The following is a 20,515-nucleotide window of genomic DNA, read 5'->3' as shown; positions in this document are numbered from 1 at the left end:
ACGCCCTCGGGATCGTTGCTGATCGAGTCACCGTGATCGTGTCAGAGCCCCTGGACGGAGACCGTCCAGGGGCGGGTGAAGAGGTGAGGAGGTGCCTCGGGAACCTCGACTACGGCGACGGCGACGGCGACGGCGTCACCGCGTCCGACGGCTTTCCGGGCAGCGGTTCGAAGGCCAGGGCGTCCCAGGCGATCGAGGCGTCTCCGGTGCCGTCGGCCGTGTCCGAGCTCAGCGAGACGCTCGGGATGCCGTGCACCTGGTACGAACCCAGCGGGACCCAGGCGTTCCTGCCTCCGGTGTCCTGCGAGATCGTCTTGTCCACGATCGTGCCGTCACCGAGGTCGATGCGGTACGTCGCCTGGCCGGTGTTGGCCTCGTGGTCGGGCAGATGGACCATGATCCGGGCCCAGCCCGTGAGCGACCGGCCGGGCGTCCAGGTGCCGGTGACGACCGAGTCGGTGAAACTCGGCACCCGGGTGTGGGTGAGCCAGAAGTGGCCGCCGAAGCCCGCACCGAGCTGATGGAAGTCGATCTTCGAGGGATAGACGGTCGCGCCGTTCTGCTGAGCCGACCCGAAGGTGAACTTCAGCGTGCCCCGGCTGGTCCAATTCCGTTTACCGGCACAGGGGTTGGTGCTGCCGGTGCGGAACTTCACCGTGTTCGGCACGTCGTCCACGATCACTGCGTTCATGGGGAGAGTGGACGTGCAGGACGCCGGGTGGACCGGCGTGACCTGTGGCTCCCGCTCGCCCGCCTGGTACTTCAGCACCTCGGTGCCGCAGGTGGTCGCGCAGTCCGTCCAGGTCACCGGCTCGTGCCACCAGCACTTGAAGTCGTCGCGCTGGCACGGGCCCTCGGGCTGGCTGGACCCCTCGACCTTGTGGGGCTTGGAGGTGTCGCACTCGTTGGAAGCGGGCTTGCAGAAGGTGTCGTGCGCGGGCTGGGCGTCCGGCGCGTTGCCGGTCGGCCAGGTGCCGACGGTGAAGGCCTTGCCGGTCGCGCCGGTCGCCGGGTCCGTCTTCTGCAGGGAGTACGCCGCCCAGCCCAGGACCCGCTCCGGGTACGACCACAGGTTGGGGGTGCGGGCGTCCCCGGTGCCGGAGGACAGGAACATCTTGCGGTCGGCCGGGTAGAGGCCGTTGGCCGGGTTGTTGAACCAGCCGAGACCCCAGGGAGCCGCGGTGTCCGACGGACTCGGGGCGTTGAAACCGCTGTTGTACGCCCAGAGCGCGAACCACCAGTTCTCCAGGTACTGCGGGTCCCCGCCGTTGACGAGCATGCCCTTGTCGTACAGCTGGTTCCACTTGTCCTGGAGGATCTGCAGACCGGCGGCGATATTGGCCGCGTAGTCCACGGTGATCGCCTTCTGCTGCTCCGCGGTGTAGGTCGTGGTGTCCGTGCGGGCCATGCCGCTGGTCACCTGTGCGACGCCGTAACCGCAGTCGGCGGCCGCCCAGTTGACGGTATGGACGCTGCCGGCGTTGCCGTAGTAGCCGCCCTGGATGAAGTTGCCGCTCTCCCCCGCGGAGGCACGCGAGTTGGCCTGCACCAGGTTGGACTCCTGGGCGAGCACGCCGAGCATGATCTGCGCGGGCACCCGGCCACCGCCCTTGAGCGGGACCGGCGGGAACAGGCTCTGCGGGGTGTACGAGGCGAGGTCGGTGCCGTTCCAGCCCTTGCGCCGGTGGACGTCGAGCTTGCCCTGCACGGCGAGGTCCGTCGCCCACTCGATCATGGCCGACGAGGGCTGGAGTGCCTGGAGTCCGGGGTCGTTGCGGGTGACGGCGCAGGCCCGGTCCGGGTCGGTGGTGGTGTGGGCCGGGTCGTCGTCGGTGGTGGCGGCCGAGGTGGACCGAGCGGACCGCGCCGCTCGTGGGCCACTGCCGTCGAGGCTCTCCGTACGGATGCTCTCCGTCTGCAGTCCGCCGTCCTGGGCGGTGGCCCTGTTCCCGGCCGTGCCGGGGGACAGGGCCGGGGACTGCTCGTCCCCCTGCGACCGCGCCGGCGTCCGGGGTTTCACGCGGAAGCCCAGGCTCTTGCCGGATCCGGCCAGGACGGCGTCGATGCCGACCGGCCGCGCCGTGCCGGCGGCGATCGCGCCCGGCTTCCTGGATCCGGCCGCCTCGGTGCCATGGTGCACTCCGGTCAGGGCGAGCAGACCGTTGGTGGAGACCTCGGCCGAGGCCGGTACCTGCAAGGCCTTCCAGCTCTTCGGCAGGGCGGACTGCCGTACGTCGTCCTGCGCGTCCTTGCCCGTCACGAACACCCGACCGCCGTTGCCCCGCACCGCGAGGGAGCCGAGCGCACCTGAGCCGAGCAGCCGGTCGGAGCCACCGGAGGTGACCCGTCGGACCTGCACGGTCTTCTTGGCGGCCGGGACCTGGTAGGCGAGCCCGTCGTGCGCGTCCGGTACGAGCCGGAACGGCGTTCCCGCGGTGTGGGCCAGGGTGCTGACATGCCCCCCGCCGGTCACCGAGACCACCGAGGCACCGGCGGCCGCCGCGATGCCCCGTCCGAAGGGCACGGCGGAGGTGAGTTGCCCCGGGACGGTCTGCCGCCGGACCAGCTTCCCCTGGCGGGTGTCCACGGTCAGCAGCTGTGTGCCGTCACCCTGCGGCCGGGACAGCACGGCCTGTTCGCCATCGCCGCAGCCGGGGTTGAAGTAGGCGATGGAGACCAGTTCCGGCAGCTTGGTGACCTTGCCGTCGGTGAGGTCGACCACGGCGGCGAAGGCTCCCTCCTGGAAGCCCTGCTGATCGTTGGTCACCTGGCGGGGCGCATAGACCACCACGGCGCGGTCGCCCGAGGCGGTGACGCAGGTCTGGCCGATCCACTGGTCGGTGTCGACACCGGGTTCGGACAGGGTGGCCGCGGTACGCCAGGTGTAGGCGTGCGCCGCGTCGGCGACCAGCACATGCAGTCCGGTGGCGTCGCCGTCGTAGGTGACCATGCGGTCGTCGGACTGCTGCCAGCCCGAAGGAAGTCGGGAGGTGTCGGTGACCCGGTTCGCCGGCGAAGGAGTGGCGGAGGAGGACCGGTCGGTCAGGGCGGCCGATGCCAGCGGCGCGAGGAGCGCCAGCGCCAGCACGGACATCGCCCCGGCGGCGGCTATACGGCCGCGCCGGCTCCTGGGCACCCGCCAGCGATGTCTTCCCCCGGGTGTTTCACGAGAAGTGCGCAAGGTGTTCCGTCCGGATTCGTTTGTGGAGGCGTGTGGGCGGCTCCGAGGTCAACCGGGGCCAGGGAAGCGGAAGTTAGCAGTCCGCCCTGAACGGAACGGGAATCCGGACGGTTTACCGGACGGTATCCACGAAACATCCATACGGATGACTTCCATGGCGCCGGCGACAGCCACAGCGTCGGCCACAGGCAGCAGCAGGTGACGCAAGGCCCGTACAGAACTCCTCAAAGCGCTCCGGCGTAAGGGCTGAGGCGTCGGATTCAGCGGATCGTCGACCGCTCCGGCCACGCGGCCCGCCTCGTCGGCCGAGGTCGAAGTCGAGGTCACGGCCGTCGGCGGCTTCGGTCAGGGCCCGGTTCCTCTCCCGCGGAGGTCCGCCGCGGCACCACCTCACGGCGGTTGTCCGGGTTGACCCACCGGTCGATGAGGGTCAGGACTCCAGCCGCTCGGCCATGCGCAGAGCCGTGGAGGGTGTGACACCGCGGGTGGCGGCCATGGCGGCGCGCTTGATCGGGCCACGGGTGTGCGGAGCGACCGGCGAGCGCGGCTGAGGCAGGGTCAGCCGGACGTCGACCGAGGCCACGGCCCGCGAGGTGGCCCCACCGATACACATGCCGAGCACAACCATTGCAAAGGGCAAGGAAAGCTCCGTATAGAGAAGATCAACCGTGCGTAGTCATGCGACTTCACGGCGTCACGATGCCCCACTCTGACGGGAGCGGAAGGCCGACTGCGTAGGGAGTGAGCACGGTGGGACGGTGCGGCGCCCGACGGGCCACTCCCGACCTGCGGGCTGCCCTCCGCACCCGTCAGGGCGTCAACAACGCTCCCCACCGGGAGAGTTGGACCCAGGGCAAGGTTGGCCTGATCACCTGGGAGACGCAGGAGACCGGCTCGCCCACCCGCGTGCGCCACCCGCACGTGCGGGGCGTGCTCCCGGAGATGTACCGCGCGGCCCGCGCACGGCTCGGCGATCCCGTGGCGGCGTGGGCCGAGGTCACCGTTGACTCCGCCGAGCGGCGGCGCCACCGGCCCCCGCGGGGCGGTCTGCCCGGCCGCGCCAGTCTGCTCAACCGGAACGGCCGCGGCCGACCCCGAGGGCTGTTCCCCGACCCGAAGGCCGAACCGCCCCGATGTACCAGCACCCAGCCGTCCACCAGGCAGCCTCCCTGCTCCTGCACTACCCCGACCATCGCTGGCCCGCGCACCGCGCCCTCGTACTGGAGTCGATCGACGGGCTCCCCGGCCCGGCGGCGGAGCCGCTGCGGCGGTTCTGCCGCCGCACCGCGGACGTCCCCGTGCTCGACCTCGCGGCCCAGTACGTCACCACCTTCGACCGCGGCCGCTGCCGCACCCTGCACCTGACGCGGTACACGGGCGGCGACCTCGCTCGCCGGGGCGCCTCGCTCGCCGCGCTCACGGCCCGCTACCGGGAGCACGGCTGGGTGCAGTCCGACAACGAACCGCCCGACCACCTCCCCGCCGTCCTGGAGTTCGCCGCGCGCTGCCCCGACGCCGGCCGTGCCCTGCTCCACGAACACCGCGCCGCCCTCACCCTGCTCGCCACCGGCCTCGCCGCCCACGGCAGCCCCTACCTCGACGTGATCCGCGCCGTACGGGCCACCCTCGACGAAGGAGTCCGCCGCTGACGGCACCTCCGCACATCGCACCGCGACTCCGACGGACTCCGTGAGTCCCACCGCCGCCCGGTCCACACCTTCGCGCCGCCGCCCGGGTTCACGACCCGCCCGTACGTGATCCTGCTCCACCGCTCCCGCGGCCGCCGATCATGACGCGTCGCGTGACACCCGCTCACTCACGCGCCTCGGGAAGGGCCGGCTCGAACAGCTCGACGGGATTTCCGGACGGATCGTCGACGATCACCTGCCTGCCGCCGACACCGGTGACCGGCTCGTTGCGGAACCGCACGCCGGCCTGTCGCAGCCGGTGGACGTCGGCGTCGAGGTCGGCCACCTGGAGCGAGATCCGGTTCCAGCCGCCGGGCCGCGGCAGCGTGCCGTCCGGCATGGCCTGCCCGCCGCCGCCCGGCCCGCCCCCGGGCCGGCTCAGCGCGAGCCGCAGATCGTCCCGGACGACCATGGCGAACGCCGGCGCGGGGTGCATCACCTCACGGAATCCGAGGTGCAGGCAGTAGAAGTCGAGGGCGGCATCGACGTCGTCGACGATGTAGCGGACCGTGACCATGAAACGCCTCGCAGGGTGAGCGGCGGTCCCCCTTCAGCAGCGTAAGTCCGTTGGCACGTCGAGGGTGATCCAGGACGCGCCGGGGGTCGCCGCGGCGCAGGACCCGGCCCTCAGGCGCCGCCCTCCCCCGCCTCCTCCAGCCCCGTCGCCCGGCCGTCCTCGCCCCACCGGACGACCAGGACCCGCTCCACGGCCTCGCGGTCGAGGGGACCGTACACATGCGGGAAACGGGTGCCTTCGGCGACTCCCGGCGGCGGCAGGGGAGCCGCCTCCTCCCACAGGCACTCCGCGGTGAGCCGTGCCTCGTCGATGAGCAAGGCGAGCAGCGGCCGGGGAGCGTCGCCGTAGAAGGAGTTGACGACGGTGAGCGTGGTCTCCTCGTCGGGGGAGCAGTGGACGAAGCCGTCTTCCGCGAGGGAGGCGGGGGCGTACGGCCGGCCGGGGCTCGCGGTCCACTCGGCGCGCGGCACGACGTGATAGATCATGGCCCGGTTATACCGGAGGGGAGCCGCGCTACTGCAGACCGATCGCCGCGCAGTCCGCCGCGTACTGGGCGGTGCAGATGTCCTTGACGGTGTAGACACCGTCCTTGATCACGGTGGACTTGATGTTGTCCTTCGTGAGGGCGACCACCGGAACCAGCATCGACGGGATGTCCTTCTGGGTCGGACTGTCGACGGTGTCCTCGGCCAGCGCGTCGAACTCGATCGCCTGGCCCCTCACCTTGGTCACCGCCATCTCCGCCGCGTTGGTCGCCTCCAGCAGGAACGACTTGTACACGGTCATCTGCTGCCGGCCCGCGACGATCCGCTGCACCGCGTCCAGGTTGGCGTCCTGCCCGGTGACCGGCGGCATCTTGGTGACGCCGTCATCCTTCAGGGCGTCGATGATGGCGCCCGCCATGCCGTCGTTCGCCGAGTAGACGGCGGCGATGTTGCTGAGCCCGATGGACTTGACGGCCTTGCTGAGGTTCGCCTTGGCGGCCGACGGCAGCCACTTCTCGGTGTCGTACGACTTGGCGATGACGACCCGGCCCTTCAACTCGCTGAGCGCGCCCTCCTTGAAGCGGGCGGTGTTCGGGTCGCCGGGATCACCGTTCATCATGACGATCTTGCTGGTGGCGGCCTTGCTGCCGAGCGCCTCCAGGATGGCGCGGCCCTGCACCTCGCCGACGAGCTCGTTGTCGTGAGAGATGTACGCGTCGATGGGGCCCTCGGCGAGCCGGTCGTAGGCGATGACGGGGATGCCCGCGTCCTTGGCCTTCTGGACGTCCGGCGCGATGGCCTTGGCGTCCACCGCGTCCACCAGGACGACATCCACCTTGGCGGCGATCATCTGAGCGAACTGCTTGCTCTGGTTGGCCACGCTCGCACCGGCATTGGCGTAGCGGACCTTGCCCTTGTCGTGGGTGAGGGCGGCGACCCGCTGCTTGATGAGGGGGTAGTCGAACTTCTCGAACCGCGCCGTGTCCGTGTCGGGCAGCAGCAGCCCCACCGTGATGTCGTCGCCCTTCTTCGGAGTCGCGGAGGTGCTGCTCCCACCGACGCCGTCGATGACACCGCACGCGGAGAGGAGGAGAGCCGAGGCGGAGGCGCACAGGGGTATGGCGTAGCGACGCGCATCGGATCTGCCGGGGGTGTGAACGTTCACTTACAGGTGCCTTCCGGGCATGGAGGAAGCGGGCCACGGGTGAAGGAGAAGCCAACGGGGCCGTAAAGACCACGTCAAGACATCCAGTTGTCCTCTCGCTGAGTCGCTACGGAATCTCCCCATCCGGCGACATAGGGGCCCAGTCGTCCGTCGGCCACCGCGACGGGCGGGCCGGCGGGGGCCGGTGGGGGCCGCCGGACAGCGGATCTGGACGGCCGCAGCGAAGGGGACGCCCATAGGCGCATACTGGAGGTGATGACAAAGCCTCCTGCACCCAAGCGCCATTTGCCTACCAGCCCCTTCAAGGCCAAGGCCACCCCGGCGCCCAAGCACTTCGCCGTGGGCGACCAGGTCACGCATGACATGTATGGCCTCGGTCGAGTGATCGGCATCGAGGAAGGAATCGCGGCTCTCGTCGATTTCGGCTCGTCGCAAATGCGGATCCTTAGCCCGTACACCAAGATGACCAAGCTGTAGGTCCGCCGGCGCACACCCTCCAGGCTCCGGACTTCGGACGTCGGGCGTCGAACGTCTGGGAAGACGAGATCTTCCCGTTCGATGACCCACAGGAGCCTGTATCCGGCATGCCTTCGGCTCGGCCCGAGGCGCTCAGCTCCGCACGGGAGCCGAGCGTCCTTTTCGCGTACCCGCGCTCACACCGTGCCCGTGCCCGCCGCACGAAAGTTTCGGCCGCCCGCGCGCCCTCACGGTGCGCTCCTCGCGGTTCACCCAGCGTGACGCCTCACCGCTGGACCCCTCCGCGACCCCCACGGTCCAAGAACCTGCCCAAGAACCTGGCCCACTACCGGCCAGGAATCGTAAAGAACCTTGACAGTCAATTGGTCTAGTCCAAAGATGGTCGTCGTTCGCCCCCACCCCCCTCCCTTCCACGTCCCTGGGAGCGTCAGTGAGACGACCTCGTTCTCGTCGTGTGCTTCGTGCTTTGTTGTCCTGTGTCGCCGTCAGCGGTCTGGCCGCCGGACTGGTCGCGCTAGGTGGGGGAGGAGCCCTCGCCGCGAGTGCGGGTCCGTCCCCGTACCGGCCGGGGGCCATGCCCGCCCATGTCTCGGCGCCGTACTTCGAGGCCTGGACCGGGCAGAGCCCGGCCGCGCTCGCCGCCGCGTCCGGCGACAAGTACCTCACCATGGCCTTTCTGCAGACGGACGCACCCGGTTCGTGCACGGCGTACTGGAACGGCGACACCACCCAGCCGATCTCCAGGTCGTCCTTCGGCACGGACATCTCGGCGATCCAGGCCCGCGGCGGCAACGCCATCCCCTCCTTCGGCGGCTACAGCGCCGACACCACCGGCACCGAACTCGCCGACAGCTGCACCAGCGTCGACGCCATCGCCAAGGTGTACGAGAGCCTCGTGACGACGTACGGGATCACGCGCATCGATCTCGACATCGAGGCCGACTCCATCAACAACTCCGCCGGGATCGATCGCCGCAACAAGGCCATCGCCAAGGTGCAGAAGTGGGCCGAGTGCACCGGGCGGCACGTGCAGTTCTCGTACACACTGCCCACGAGCACGACCGGGCTGGAGCCCAACGGTGTCGCCGTGCTGCAGAACGCCGTCGACAACGGCGCGCGCGTGGACGTCGTCAACATCATGACGTTCGACTACTGGGACGGGGCCACCCACGACATGGCCGCCGACACGGAGACGGCCGCCGCCGGCCTGCACGGCCAACTCGGCGCTCTCCACCCCAAGGAGAGCCCGGCGAAGCTGTGGCACATGATCGGTGTCACCGAGATGCCCGGTATCGACGACTTCGGCCCCGAGGAGACGTTCACGACCCAGGACGCGGTCAAGGTCGAGAAGTGGGCCGTCGCCAAGGGCATCAACACCCTCTCCTTCTGGGCAATCCAACGCGACAACGGCGGCTGCGTGGGCACCGCGGGCTCCAACTCCTGCTCCGGGATCGCCCAGGACACCTGGCAGTTCAGCCACACCTTCGCACCGTTCATGCGGCGCTAGCGGGGTGACCAACGCCACGGACCTGCACATCACCTGGAAGTCGATCGCTGAGCTGGGAGTTCACGTGTCAGGCACACGCCGGACACGCCATGTGCAGAGAATCCGTGCAGGAGCACCACACAGAGCCCACACGGTCTTTCGGAGACACCGTTAGCGTTGCGAGCTGCTCGATCTCCCGTGCGAAGGGTCAGGAACACAGCGTGGACTACTGCTCCTCGTGCCGCCGGCACCTCAACGGCGCCCTGGTGTGCCCCGGTTGCGGTGCCTACGCCCCGGGCATCGCACCGGCGACCGCACACGGCCACGGCATCCCGGCCTCCGCGACGCAGATCCGGCCCGAACCGCACCCGTACGACTCCTTCAACCCGTTCGCCCCAGTCGATCCGGTTGCCCCCGTCGACTCCTTCGACGACCTCGCGAGTGCCGGGGGAGTCGGGGGTGTCGGGGGAGCCGAGGATGCGGCATCCGCCGCGCCTGTCGCCGCGGGGCGGGCCGCCCGGCGCCGGCAGCGGGCCCGCTGGAAGAAGAGTCAGCGGCGGGCCGTGGTCGCGACCGCCGTCGCGCTCGTCGGCGGTGGCCTGACGGTCGCCTCGATGGACGGCGGCTCCGGCCACGGCAGCCGGGCGACGGCGGCCACCGACCTGTCGAGCATGGGTGCCGAGAACGACACGGCGGACCAGTCCGCCGAGCTTCCGTCGACCGGCCCGGGCACGGGCAAGCACCGCAAGCCCTCGGCCGGCGACGCCCAGTCCTCCGCGACCGGCACCCAGGCCCGGCGTTCCGAGGCCAGTGCGCCCCACACCGCTTCGGAGAAGACGGAGCCGTACACCACTCCCGCCCGGCACTCGAAGCCTGCGACGGCCTCGCAGCCGCAGACGGCGGGCACCACCTCGACGGGCTCCGGCACGACGTCGACCGGTACCGGTGCGTCGACGGCCAACCAGTCGCCCTCCTCCCCGTCCGCCGGCGACACGACGTCGGGCTCGTCCCAGTCGGGCACGTCCCAGTCGGACTCGTCCTCGGGTTCGTCCTCGGGTTCGTCGCAGTCGGGCTCCTCGCAGCAGAGCACGACCCCCGCGGCGACGTCGCCCTCGGGGATCTGCGTGCTCGGCCTGCTCTGCGTGAGCTGACCAGCAGGGGTCAACAGGGCGGATCCGCCTACGCGTCGGCGTGAGCCGGTGGGTCGCCGTACCGCATGTCACCGTCGATGTACCGCTGTTGTACGGCCGTGACGGCGCGGACGACGAAGATGCCGGCCACGGCCGCGCCGATGACGGCCGCGTCGGAGGCGAGCAGCATCCACAGGTCCGTGTAGGCGCGGGCGATGAGCTCGTCCACCTCGTCGCCGTACAGGAGACCCACCCCGCTGATCAGCCCGATCAGCCACAGGGCCCACCACACGTTCAGGGAACGCGGCAGCCGCTCGCCCGGTGCGCTGTCCTGATGGACGTCCGCCACGATGCCGCGCGGGATCCACAGGTTGAGGACGGGTATCAACCAGCCCGCGTAGAGCCAGAAACCCGAGTGACGCGGCTGCTGTCCGGACAGGGTGCGTGCGTTGTCCCGCACGTTGTCCAGCCACAGCAGGAACACGATGGCGCAGAGCAGTGCCACGACTCCACCCGCCGTGTTGACCAGGTGGAACGAGTCCTCCAGCGAGGTCAGCGGCCGGTGCTGGCCGCCCCCCTGGTCCGGCGGTCCGGAGGCCGGTTCCCCTGTCACGGCCAGCCGGACCTCCCAGACGGCCCGCACCGCCCAGGCGGCGCCGGCAAGAGCGAGAAGGACGACGGCCAGCCGGGCCGAACCGCGAACGCCGCGCAGGCCGGAATCGGGGGTCTGGTCGGGGGGGCGGGGGGTTATGTGATCGTTCACAGGGGCATCTTCGCCGACGGCGAGCCGCCGACGCCAGGTCGGCATGCCCGGGCTGCGGGGCTCTTCACTCCTCTCTTACGCTCCGTACAGGTGCGCGGTGCGGTCCCAGTTCCCGCAGCACGTCGCCGAGTTGGGCCGTGGTGAGCGCTGGGCCCGGCAGAACGGCCGGCGCCGGGCGCAGGCCGTCCAGGAACAGGGCGAGAGGGCGGCACCAGGCATCCGGTGCGGTCGAGGCGGTCCCGGCGGTCGACGCAGCCGCGGCGGTCCCGGCAGTCGCGGCGGTCAGGGCCGGGACGGCTCGGCCCAGGGCGGCGAGGGCGAACAGAACGTCCTCCGTGGTGACGTCCCCGCGGATCGTGCCCTCCTCGCGCCCGCGCTCCAGCAGCAGCTCCATCGTCTCCCGGTTGTGCGCGTGCACGTCGTCCAGCGCCTCGATGCCCTGGACGTGGGTGGTCATGAGGTCGTTGGTGCCGCGGTCGGCGGCCAGGGTGCGGAAGACGGCCCGGAGATAGGTGTCGAGGCCGGTCCAGGCATCGGGCGCGGTCCGGGCCAACTCGCCCGCGGCGACCGTCTCGCCGAGCCGGCCGCGGAAGACGGCGTCGATGAGGGCGGCACGGCTGGGGAAGTGCCGGTAGAGCGTCGCGTTGCCGACGCCCGCCCGACGCGCGATCACGTCCAGCGGGGCCTGCAGCCCCAGCTCGGTGAACACCTCGTGGGCCGCCTCCACCAGGAGCTCCCGGTTGCGTCGCGCGTCGCGCCGCTGCGGGGCCGTTGCATCGCCTGCGCCGACGGGCATCGTCATCCTCCGGAAGAAGTGGGGAGCGATCCCCGGTACTGATGTTATCGTCGGAACATGAAGTGGGGACTACTCCCCGTTTCATGGCGGGTGGTCCCCACAGGGGAGGGACCACCCCCGACTTCGTCCCTGATCCTTCCTCCTTGATCGTTCATCGTTCGTCCTTCATCGGTCGTCCCTTCATCCATTCGCTCGGGAAGGCCTGGCGTGAGCGGAAACAGCAGCGGAACCGCACTCGTACTCGGCGGCGGAGGCCCGGTCGGCGGCGCATGGCTGACGGGGGTGCTCGCCGGCCTCGCGGACGCGGGCGTCGACCTCGACCGAGCCGACGTGGTGATCGGCACCTCGGCGGGCGCGGTCTTCGGCTCCCGGCTGGCGTGCGGGCAGTCGCCGCGGGAGCTGTACGAACGCCAGCTCACCGGCGACGACCGCATCGACCTTCACGTCACCCCGGCCCAGACGCTCCGCTTCCTGTGGGCGGCCCTCGGCTCCCGAGACCCCGAGCGCTCCGTACGGCGCCTCGGCCAGGCCGCCCTGGCCGCGCGCACCGCACCCGCGTCCGAGATGTACGCCGCCGTACGAGAGCTGCTCCGCGGGGCGACGGACTGGCCCGCACGGGCTCTGCGGATCGCCGCGGTCGATGCCGTGAGCGGCGAGGTGGCGGCCTTCGACGCGGACACGGAGGTCGGCCTCCTCGACGCGGTCGCCGCGAGCTGTGCCGTACCCCTTGTCTGGCCGCCCGTCGCGCTCGACGGCCGCCGCTGGATCGACGGCGGCAGCCGCTCCACCGCCAACCTCCAACTGGCCTGCGGATACCGGCGGGTGCTGGCCGTCGCCCCGATCCCGAGCGCCGTCGGTCCGCACCCGAGCGCGCAGCAGCAGGCCGCCGCGCTCACCGCCGAGGGGGCCGCCGTATCCCTCCTGCGGCCCGACCGCGCCGCCCGCCGCGCCATGGGCCGCGACCTGACCGCGAACACCCGCGTGCCCGCCGCCGCGCGTGCCGGATTCGCCCAGGCCACGGCGGCTGCGGCCGAGGTGGCGGACGTATGGCACAGCTGATCCCCGGACTGAAAGGCGATCCCGTGCAGGCGCCCACACTTCAGGAACTGGCCCCCGAGGGCCATGACCTGGCGACCGACCCGTACCCCGTCTACGCGGCCCTGCGCGCCAAGGGTCCCGTGCACCGCATCCTCGTCCCCGACAGCGGGGAGTGCTGGCTGGTCGTGACGCGGGACGCGGCCAGGTCCGCGCTCACCGATCCGCGGCTGCGCAACGACATCCGGCACTCCTCGTCCTGGCGCACGGACGGCGGCTACGCCCTCGGCCGCAACATGCTCCAGAGCGATCCGCCCGACCACACCCGGCTGCGCCGGCTGGTGGCGGAGCACTTCACGCCGGGGCGGATCGCCGCACTGCGGCCGGGGATCGAGGCGGCCACGGCCGAGCTGCTCGCCGCGCTGCCCCGGCAGGGAACCGCCGACCTGGTGAGCGGGTACGCGCTGCCACTGCCGGTCACGGTGATCTGCGACCTGCTGGGCGTTCCGGCGGCAGACCGCCCCGGCTTCCACCTCTGGTCGAACGAGCTGGTCCTGCCCACCTCGCCCGAGGCGGCGACCGCCGCGGCCGACGACCTGGCCGGCTACCTCACCGAACTGACCGCCCGGAAGGCCGCGGCCCCCGACGGCACCCTGATGAGCGACCTCGCATCCGACGCGTCCGGTCTCACCGCCGAGGAACTCCTCGGCATGGCCTTCCTGCTCCTGGTCGCAGGCTACGAGACCACGGTCGACCTGATCTCGGCCACGGTGTACGCACTGCTCGCCGATCCGGCCCAACTCACCTTGCTACAGGCCGACTTGAGCCTCGTACCGGCCGCGGTCGAGGAGTCCCTCCGCCACAACTCCCCCGTCCACTCCGCGACGTTCCGGTTCGCCGCCGAGCCCCTGGACCTCGCGGGCACCCACATCGCCGCCGGTGACGCGGTCCAGGTCTCCCTCGCCGCGGCCTCCCGCGACCCGCACCACTTCCCGGACCCCGACCGCTTCGACCTGACCCGCCGCCCGCAGGGCCACCTGGGCTTCGGCCACGGCCTCCACCACTGCCTGGGCGCCCCGCTGGCCCGCGCGGAGACGACGATCGCCGTGCGCATGCTCGTACGGCAGCGCCGCACGCCGGCCTTCGTCACCGACCCGGCCCAACTGACCTGGCGGACCGGCACGCTGCTGCGGGGGTTGACGGAGCTGCCGGTCGCCTTCGGCTGACGCAGAACGCCGGGGCGATGGGCCGGCCATCGTCCCGACGTTGCGAACTACCGCTTATCCGCCACTAGTTGGAGAAGTAGATGTACTTCCAGCCGGTGTACGTCGTCGAGTTGACCGTGTCGCCCGACGTGCCGTTGATGTACGCCGCCCGGACGCGGGCCTTGATGCCGGACTCGCCCGGGGCGCCCAGGTTCACGGCCGACTTGCCGTTCGTGCCGAGCGTGAAGTACTGGGGGCTGCCGTCGGTCTCGTACCACTTGCCCGCGTAGTAGACCTCGAGGTCGAGGCGCTGCTTGCGGCCCTGGTAGTACGTCATGGTCGTCGTGACCACCGGGGCCGTGTTCTTGTGGAACCAGTAGTACGTGTGCGAGCCGATCGCGGCCTTCTTGTAGTTCTTGGTGACGGCCGTGGAGACCTTGACCTTCGCGTAGCCGGTCGACTTGACGGTCTTCGGCTTGTAACGGGAGTCGCCCTTGAAGACCGCGGTGACGTCGGTGTCGCGGGTCATGTCCACCCACGCGGAGATGTTGCCGCTGGAGTCGACCGTGCCGCTCTTGATCAGCTTGTTGGGCTTGTCGCCACCGAAGGGGTTGGCCCAGATCTCGACGACGCGGTTCTTGTACGTCGTGCCGAGGTGCGCCGTGAACTTCACGTCGGCGCCGTACGAGTAGACCTTGCCGTTGTTGTTCACGGACAGGCTCGTCGAGGCGCGGGAGACGTCCACCTTGTCGGACGCCGTGACCGCGGAGTGGTCGGCGTCGCCGGCGTAGGTCACCTTGTAGGTGACCGTGCCGCCGGCCGGCGGGGTGTCGGAGAAGGAGTACGTGCCGTCCGCCTTCACCGTGACGACGGGCAGCGCCTTGCCGTTCGGGGAATCCAGGTCGGTACGGGTGACCTGGAGCTGCGCGCCGGCCGGCAGCGGGACCGTCGCGGACAGCTTGCCGGTGACGGTGAGCTTCGTGGCGCGGGTCGCGGTCGACGGGGCGTTGACCGTGAGGGTCGGGTTGTTCAGCGCCGTGTCGCTGAGCACCTTGAGGCTGTAGCCGCTCTCCGAGCCGACCAGCGCGAAGACCCGGGAGTTGTCCGGCGCCCAGGTGAGGCCGGCCGTGTTGGACGTGCCCAGGTCGTAGGTGTGCAGCGCCAGGGTGGCGTTGGGCTGGTACGTGAGGATCTTGTTGCCGTTGACCTGGGCGACCAGGCCGTTCGAGGCGATGTCGGCGCGCTGGCCGCTCGGGTAGGAGCCGGCCGCCTTGAACGCGCCGTCCGCGTAGGCGTCCCGGTCCTTGCCGTTGACCAGGACCTGTGAGCCGCCGGGCACCAGGTCGATGTCCCCGATGCCGTTGTTCAGGGAGTAGTCGCCGTTGTGCCAGGCGACCTGCGTGGGCTTGCCGCTCGACACGTCGAGCACGGCCATCGAGTCCGTCGACAGACCGGTCTCGCCGACGGCCAGGATGCCCGGCTGGGTCGGGTCGGTGTCCAGCAGGGCCTGGCCCCAGACCCTGGACGAGAACTGCTTCAGCGCCACCGGGTCGGTGCCGCTCGCCGGGTCCACCGTCGGGTCGACCGAGCCCAGGTCGCCGTCCCACTGGTCGCCGTAGGAGAACCACACCTTGCCGCCGCTGAAGGCGACATGGCGCGGGCCGGTGGTGGTGGAGACGGTGTAGCGGGCCTTGACGTCGAGGGTGGCCGCGTCGATGGCCCAGATCTCGTGGATCTCCGGCGCGGCCGCGTACACGGTCGCCCCGTCGTCCGAGACGGTGAGGTCACTGACCCCGGTGACTCCCCCCACCGAGCCGAGGACGGCACCGGAGTAGTCGGCGGCCGCGACGGTGCCGGCGGAGCTGTCGCCGACGAACACCCGCTTCAGGGCGCCGTCCGCCACGATGCCGCCGGGCGAGGTGACACGGGCCGTGGCCGCCGAGGCGGTGCCGGCCGCGACGACGCTCAGCGCCGCCGAGCTGAAGAGGACCGCGAGCGCTGTCGCGGTCGAAATGCTGCGCGTACGCACAGTGTTGTAACCCCCACGAAGAAACCCGGTGTGTGACCGGGGAGATGAGTGCGCCGCGCAGCACCCGGACATGACCGCTGGACTGCGGTGACGCGCGGGGCGCGGCTGCTGGGAGCAGCGTATGACATGGCTGTGACAGTTGAGGAGGGGGTTTTGGGTGTGAGGAGGTTCGGAGGAGAGCTTTTCTCTGCCGAATCGGCTCTCCGCTTGTCCGCCTCCGTCAGTCCCGGTCGTCCGCCAGGCCCGTCCGCCAGGCCCCGCCGTCCGCCAGGCCCCGCCGCCCGTCAGGCCGGGCCTCGCCGTCCGTCAGGCCCCGCCGCCCGTCAGGCCGGGCCTCGCCGTCCGTCAGGCCTCGTCCGCCTCGTCGCGTTGGAGCACCGTCACTCGGTGGAAGTTGCACAGGGCCATCAACGGTTCCGTCGCCGCCGGCAGGCTCTGCGGGCCCGTATGGGCCTTGAGGGCGACGCTGACCAGGCTGAGCAGCAGGTCGACGTCGGCGTCGCAGTCGAGGTGGATCGTCACCCAACGTGAGCCCGGCACCAGGCGGATGGCGGTCGACTCGGCGAAGTCGTAGTGCAGCCGCTGGATCGCGCGGGCGGTGAGATGGAGGTCCACATCCCGGTCGGAGTGGAAGTGCACGATCTCGTCCCGTGCGGAACGCAGCGCCCGGCCCGTGCCGCAGCCGGCCTCGCACGGGCTGAGGTCGGGCCAGGCGGCCAGCTGGTTCATGGCTTTCTGGGCCGGTGTCATGTGCCCATGGTGCGGTGCTCACCGCGCGGACACCAGACATTGTGGGATCCGTAACGCGTAGGAGACGTTGCTCACTTCGCCCCCTTTTCCCACGTGCTTCTCCCACGTGGGCACGGGCGGCAGGGCGAGTGCGGCGTTCCGGCCTCCTGCGGCCTGCCGGTCTCCGACACCTGGCGCCCGGCACGCGACACCCGGCACCCGGCACCCGGCACCCGGCCCGTGACGCAGCGGTCCCCCGCCCCCCGGATCACCCCCGTGACCTGCGGAAACGCGGAAGGCTCCGCAAACGCTCCCTTTCGGCGATAATTGGGGCATGAGTACGGCGACGCTTGTAACAGCGGCCACGTCGAGTGAGGTACTCAACGTGATCGCCGCCTTTGTCGGTGGCCTGATCATCGCTGGCGCATTGATCTGGGCCGTGCAGTTCGGCATGAGGGTCCGGGACCGCGAACTGCCGCGACCCAACCCGGACGAGCAACCCCACCTTCCTGACAGCGGTGCGGTCCGGGAGATGCGCGAGATGCGGGAACCGGACGAGGTTCCGCACGCGGAGGGCGGGCAGCGGCTCACGCCGTACGAGCTCCACACATCGGGAAGCAGGACACGAAAGGACCAGCACCGCCGGCGTTGGCTGCCCGGCTCCAGCGGCTCCTTCGGCAGTGGCGGCGTGGGGCGCTTCTGACGCACCAGGGCCTGACACCGACCGGCAGGGCTCACGCCTCACACCGACTGGATGGACGCGGGTCTCACACCGACTGGATGGGCGCGGGTCCCATGCCATCCGCAAGGACGCAGGCCTCACGCCATCCAGAAGAAGACCGCCGTCATGCGCTTGTCCTCCAGCGTCCGGCCGGAGTAGCCCGTCGCGCTGTGCACGAGGTTGGCGTTGTAGAGAAGCAGGCGGTTGTACTTGTGCGGGACGCGTACGTCCTCCTCGAAGGCGTCCGGCGCGACGAACCGTGTGCCCAGGGCCTCGACGAGGTTGTTGTGCGGGGCCTGGACGACGTTGCCGCCGAGCCGACCGCGGGGGAGCGACTGGCGGTAGAACGCGGTCCCGCAGTCCTTGGGGACGTCGGGGTTGAGGTACAGCACCGCCGCGTAGCGGCACAGCGCCCGCGAGTCGGTGTGCGGACGCGGCTCGCTCTCGCCCTCGCCGACCACCTGGATGCAGTTGTGGTTGAGGGTCCCGCCGCCGGGAGCCTGCTGCACCCACAGCTCCTTCGCCCCGGTCGACTTCTTCACCAGCCGTTCGACACGGGCGAGTTCGGCGGGTTCGAGGCCCGGCATGGTGCGCAGGCCCGGCCAGGTCTCCGAGGTGTACGGATACCCCTTGACCCAGTCGTCCTTGGCGAGACAGCGCTCCCGTACGGCGTCCACGTCCGGCAGGACGTCGTCCAGGACCCAGTAGTCGCGGCCCTTGGTGGGCTTGCGGTAGGGCAGGACGGGCAGAGCCGTGGGGAGTCTGCGGGGCTGTGGGGGCATGGGCCGAATCTAGGTCGGGGGGTCGTTTCGACTCTCCCGTGACTTGGTCAACTCCTCGTGGAGTTGGTCAACATTCCGTCAACCGGCCGGGGCCCGAGGGGCGTTACCTGCCTCACATCCCGAGGTTTTTACCAAATCAAAAGGTTCCGTGGCGCACCCCGACCGTACTCCTCTCCGTCCGACCCCGCAGATCTTCGGCGGGACCCTCGACCGGGCAGGAGGCACGGTGCGCTTTTCGCGGAATGCGATGGGAACCCTCTTCGTGGGCGGTGCGCTCAGCGTGACGCTGGTCGCGCTCGCGTATCCCGCGATGCTCGGAGTCAGCACCACATCGAGCTCGGGGACACGCATCATCGCGCAGACCCAGTGGGGGCCTCTGACGGAAGCGGACCGGGACTTCGTGGTCAAGGTGCGCGCGGCCGGGCTGTGGGAGTACCCGGTCGGGCAGATGGGCCTGAAGAAGGGGCAGAGCAAGGGGGTGCTCATCGCGAGCAAGCACCTGATCGACGGGCACGCGGCGCTGGACGCCAGCTGCCGCAAGATCAGCACGATGCTCAACATCACGATCCCGAACGTGGCCAGTCCCCAGCAGGTCGGCTTCGTCAACACGCTCGCCGCGGACCAGGGCGCGCAGTTCGACACGGACTTCGCCAACATCCTGCGCGTGACGCACGGTTCGATCTTCAACACGATCGCGAAGATCCGCTCGACGACCAAGAACACCGTGGTGCGGACCCTGGCCGACCAGGCGAACGCGACGGTCCTCGACCACATCACGGTCATGGAGCAGACCGGTCTGGTCAACTTCGACCAGGTCCTCTTCCAGGAGACGACCCCGCCGAAGCTGCCCTCCACGGACCTGACCCCGCCACCGCCGGCCCCGGGCCAGCCTGAGATCGTGCTCACCCCGCCGGTGGACAGCACCACCCAGCCGCCCATCCTGCCGGGCGAGTCGTCCGGCCAGGCGGCCGCCCCGAGCCCGTCGGTGAGATGAGGTGCGGGGCGGCCGAACGGATATGGAGCCGCCCGTTCCCTCTGTGGCGAAATCGTGATCGAACATTGAACCATCCTCGCGTCACCGCAGGTTGACACCGTTCGATCAGTGCATTCACCATGTGAGCACGCTGAGGCGCATGTGACCAGTGAGCCCGGTGTTCCTCAGACCATTCACCCCGGTACAGCCGGCTGCCGCATGCTGTCCTGCGCCGCCGTCGCCGGGTCTGTACACGTAAAAGTGGGGATCCTGCATGTCCATAGCGAGACGTGTCACCGCGCGGCGTTTCCTGGGTACGGGCGCCGCGTCGCTCGCCCTCTGTGCCGCCACCGTCGCCGCCGCCTCGGGCGCCTGGGCCACCGACGCTCCCGGTGGTGACGGCTGGAAGTCCGGCGGCGGCTACCAGCCGGGCACGGGCGCCGGCACCAAGACGGAGACGGACCGCTGCCAGTTCTCGCTGGACGGCTCCAACTTCTTCGACTCGGTCAAGGTCGACGACCAGACCCTGAAGCCGACCGACGGCGGCAAGATCCACGTCAAGGTCCGGGCGGCGGGCGACGCGACGACCTGCACGGCCTCCCTGGCCTCGTACCTGGCCCACGGCTCCTCCTTCGCCACCTCGGGCGAGCAGGTGTTCGTCGACTTCGACTCGGTGACGGTCAAGCAGGGGCAGACCGACTCGCTCGACATCGCGGTGCCGGACGCCGGCTGCTTCGCGCAGATCGACCTCTACCGCGGCGCCGTCAAGTTCGACGGCAAGCTCGACGCGAAGGACGGCTTCGAGCACGGCGACCTGCCCAAGGGCCCCGACCACCCGGTCATCAAGGACAAGCTGATCGCGTCGTGGAACGGCGGCACGAAGGACTGCACGACGTCCGAGGAGTCCCAGCCGCCGGCCACCCCGCCGGCGTCGACCCCGGCGACCGACCAGCCGTCGACGCCGGCGCAGGAGACGACCCCGCCGGCGTCCGAGACCCCCTCGACCGAGGCCCCGACCCCGTCCGCCTCGGCGCCCGCGCCCACCCCGAACGGTGGCGGCGGCGGTGACCTCGCGGAGACCGGCGGCGGCAGCGACTCCGGCATCATCGCCGGCGGCGCCGCGGCCCTCCTGGCCGCCGGTGCGGCGATCTTCGTGGTGACGAAGCGGCGGCGTACCGCCCGCTCCTGAACCATCCCCGATACGAACGCCCCGGAGACCCCCGCTCCGGGGCGTTCGTCATGCCAGGTCCGCGAACGCGCCAACGGCGTGGGGCCCTTGACCGCGCTCGGGTCGGTCCGCGAACGGTTCAGGCCCAGGGCTGGTCCGCAAACCCGTCAGCTCCCGCGCCTGCT

Annotated in this window: 19 protein-coding genes; 9 read left to right on the top strand and 10 right to left on the bottom strand. The window is 70.6% G+C overall.

The features are described from left to right. Positions 1-109: 109 nt before the first annotated feature. Together ACYUED_RS22710 and ACYUED_RS22705 are read right to left on the bottom strand one after the other, a co-directional pair. A complete protein-coding gene (locus tag ACYUED_RS22710) occupies positions 110-3,094 on the bottom strand; it encodes a transglycosylase SLT domain-containing protein (protein ID WP_491294375.1) in 2,985 nt (994 codons plus the stop codon). Positions 3,095-3,611: 517 nt separating this feature from the next. After that, positions 3,612-3,794 (bottom strand): hypothetical protein, encoded by a 183-nt coding sequence (locus tag ACYUED_RS22705; RefSeq protein WP_491294120.1) that lies wholly within the window; start codon positions 3,792-3,794, stop codon positions 3,612-3,614. A 520-nt stretch (positions 3,795-4,314) separates the two neighbouring features. Between ACYUED_RS22705 and narJ the strand changes: the two genes are divergently transcribed. Then, positions 4,315-4,830: a nitrate reductase molybdenum cofactor assembly chaperone gene (gene narJ / locus ACYUED_RS22700; RefSeq protein ID WP_491294119.1), complete on the top strand. Its 516-nt coding sequence runs from the start codon at positions 4,315-4,317 to the stop codon at positions 4,828-4,830. Between the two features lie 163 nt (positions 4,831-4,993). Here the strand turns inward: narJ and ACYUED_RS22695 are convergent, their stop codons facing one another. The 3 genes from ACYUED_RS22695 to ACYUED_RS22685 all read right to left on the bottom strand — a co-directional run bounded on the left by ACYUED_RS22695 (position 4,994) and on the right by ACYUED_RS22685 (position 7,036). After that, the gene (locus ACYUED_RS22695; RefSeq protein ID WP_491294117.1) at positions 4,994-5,386 is read right to left on the bottom strand and encodes a VOC family protein; all 393 of its coding nucleotides are present in this window, start codon (positions 5,384-5,386) and stop codon (positions 4,994-4,996) included. A 110-nt stretch (positions 5,387-5,496) separates the two neighbouring features. Continuing rightward, complete coding sequence (locus tag ACYUED_RS22690; RefSeq protein ID WP_491294116.1) at positions 5,497-5,871, bottom strand: DUF952 domain-containing protein; 375 nt, start codon at positions 5,869-5,871, stop codon at positions 5,497-5,499. A 28-nt stretch (positions 5,872-5,899) separates the two neighbouring features. Next, positions 5,900-7,036, bottom strand: coding sequence for a sugar ABC transporter substrate-binding protein (locus ACYUED_RS22685; protein WP_491294114.1), 1,137 nt, complete (start codon positions 7,034-7,036; stop codon positions 5,900-5,902). Between the two features lie 255 nt (positions 7,037-7,291). On the opposite strand from ACYUED_RS22685, the gene ACYUED_RS22680 reads away from it, so the two are divergent. The 3 genes from ACYUED_RS22680 (at position 7,292) to ACYUED_RS22670 (ending at position 10,150) form a co-directional block, all read left to right on the top strand. Beyond that, on the top strand, positions 7,292-7,513 hold the full coding sequence (locus ACYUED_RS22680) for a hypothetical protein (protein WP_491294112.1): 222 nt from the start codon (positions 7,292-7,294) through the stop codon (positions 7,511-7,513). Positions 7,514-8,087: 574 nt separating this feature from the next. Further along, positions 8,088-9,020 (top strand): chitinase, encoded by a 933-nt coding sequence (locus tag ACYUED_RS22675; RefSeq protein ID WP_491294111.1) that lies wholly within the window; start codon positions 8,088-8,090, stop codon positions 9,018-9,020. A gap of 200 nt (positions 9,021-9,220) precedes the next feature. Next, the gene (locus ACYUED_RS22670; protein WP_491294110.1) at positions 9,221-10,150 is read left to right on the top strand and encodes an SCO2400 family protein; all 930 of its coding nucleotides are present in this window, start codon (positions 9,221-9,223) and stop codon (positions 10,148-10,150) included. Positions 10,151-10,178: 28 nt separating this feature from the next. On the opposite strand, the gene ACYUED_RS22665 is transcribed toward ACYUED_RS22670, so the two are convergent. Together ACYUED_RS22665 and ACYUED_RS22660 are read right to left on the bottom strand one after the other, a co-directional pair. Next, positions 10,179-10,892, bottom strand: a complete 714-nt coding sequence (locus ACYUED_RS22665) for a DUF4328 domain-containing protein (protein ID WP_491294109.1) — start codon at positions 10,890-10,892, stop codon at positions 10,179-10,181. A gap of 64 nt (positions 10,893-10,956) precedes the next feature. Further along, entirely contained in the window at positions 10,957-11,688 is a 732-nt protein-coding gene (locus ACYUED_RS22660) for a TetR/AcrR family transcriptional regulator (RefSeq protein WP_491294108.1), read from the bottom strand. 207 nt (positions 11,689-11,895) lie between these two features. On the opposite strand from ACYUED_RS22660, the gene ACYUED_RS22655 reads away from it, so the two are divergent. Together ACYUED_RS22655 and ACYUED_RS22650 are read left to right on the top strand one after the other, a co-directional pair. Then, the gene (locus ACYUED_RS22655; RefSeq protein WP_491294107.1) at positions 11,896-12,747 is read left to right on the top strand and encodes a patatin-like phospholipase family protein; all 852 of its coding nucleotides are present in this window, start codon (positions 11,896-11,898) and stop codon (positions 12,745-12,747) included. Next, entirely contained in the window at positions 12,735-13,949 is a 1,215-nt protein-coding gene (locus ACYUED_RS22650; protein ID WP_491294106.1) for a cytochrome P450 family protein, read from the top strand. Before ACYUED_RS22655 ends, ACYUED_RS22650 begins: the two co-directional genes overlap by 13 nt. Positions 13,950-14,013: 64 nt before the next feature. On the opposite strand, the gene ACYUED_RS22645 is transcribed toward ACYUED_RS22650, so the two are convergent. Both ACYUED_RS22645 and ACYUED_RS22640 read right to left on the bottom strand, forming a co-directional pair. Next, on the bottom strand, positions 14,014-15,957 hold the full coding sequence (locus ACYUED_RS22645; RefSeq protein ID WP_491294105.1) for a YncE family protein: 1,944 nt from the start codon (positions 15,955-15,957) through the stop codon (positions 14,014-14,016). Between the two features lie 345 nt (positions 15,958-16,302). Continuing rightward, the gene (locus ACYUED_RS22640; protein WP_491294103.1) at positions 16,303-16,707 is read right to left on the bottom strand and encodes a luciferase domain-containing protein; all 405 of its coding nucleotides are present in this window, start codon (positions 16,705-16,707) and stop codon (positions 16,303-16,305) included. Positions 16,708-17,020: 313 nt separating this feature from the next. Here ACYUED_RS22640 and ACYUED_RS22635 point away from each other — a divergent pair, with 313 nt between their 5' ends. Continuing rightward, on the top strand, positions 17,021-17,389 hold the full coding sequence (locus ACYUED_RS22635; RefSeq protein ID WP_491294101.1) for a DUF6479 family protein: 369 nt from the start codon (positions 17,021-17,023) through the stop codon (positions 17,387-17,389). A 116-nt stretch (positions 17,390-17,505) separates the two neighbouring features. On the opposite strand, the gene ACYUED_RS22630 is transcribed toward ACYUED_RS22635, so the two are convergent. Continuing rightward, positions 17,506-18,189 (bottom strand): DUF6445 family protein, encoded by a 684-nt coding sequence (locus ACYUED_RS22630; protein WP_491294100.1) that lies wholly within the window; start codon positions 18,187-18,189, stop codon positions 17,506-17,508. Between the two features lie 247 nt (positions 18,190-18,436). On the opposite strand from ACYUED_RS22630, the gene ACYUED_RS22625 reads away from it, so the two are divergent. Both ACYUED_RS22625 and ACYUED_RS22620 read left to right on the top strand, forming a co-directional pair. Further along, positions 18,437-19,183: a DUF4142 domain-containing protein gene (locus ACYUED_RS22625; protein WP_491294098.1), complete on the top strand. Its 747-nt coding sequence runs from the start codon at positions 18,437-18,439 to the stop codon at positions 19,181-19,183. Positions 19,184-19,436: 253 nt separating this feature from the next. Next, entirely contained in the window at positions 19,437-20,351 is a 915-nt protein-coding gene (locus ACYUED_RS22620; protein ID WP_491294097.1) for an LAETG motif-containing sortase-dependent surface protein, read from the top strand. Positions 20,352-20,515 lie beyond the last annotated feature (164 nt).

Source organism: Streptomyces sp. DF42 (assembly GCF_058267695.1).
The sequence above is the reverse complement of the archived record's forward strand: the minus strand, read 5'-3'. Positions and strand labels throughout refer to the sequence as shown.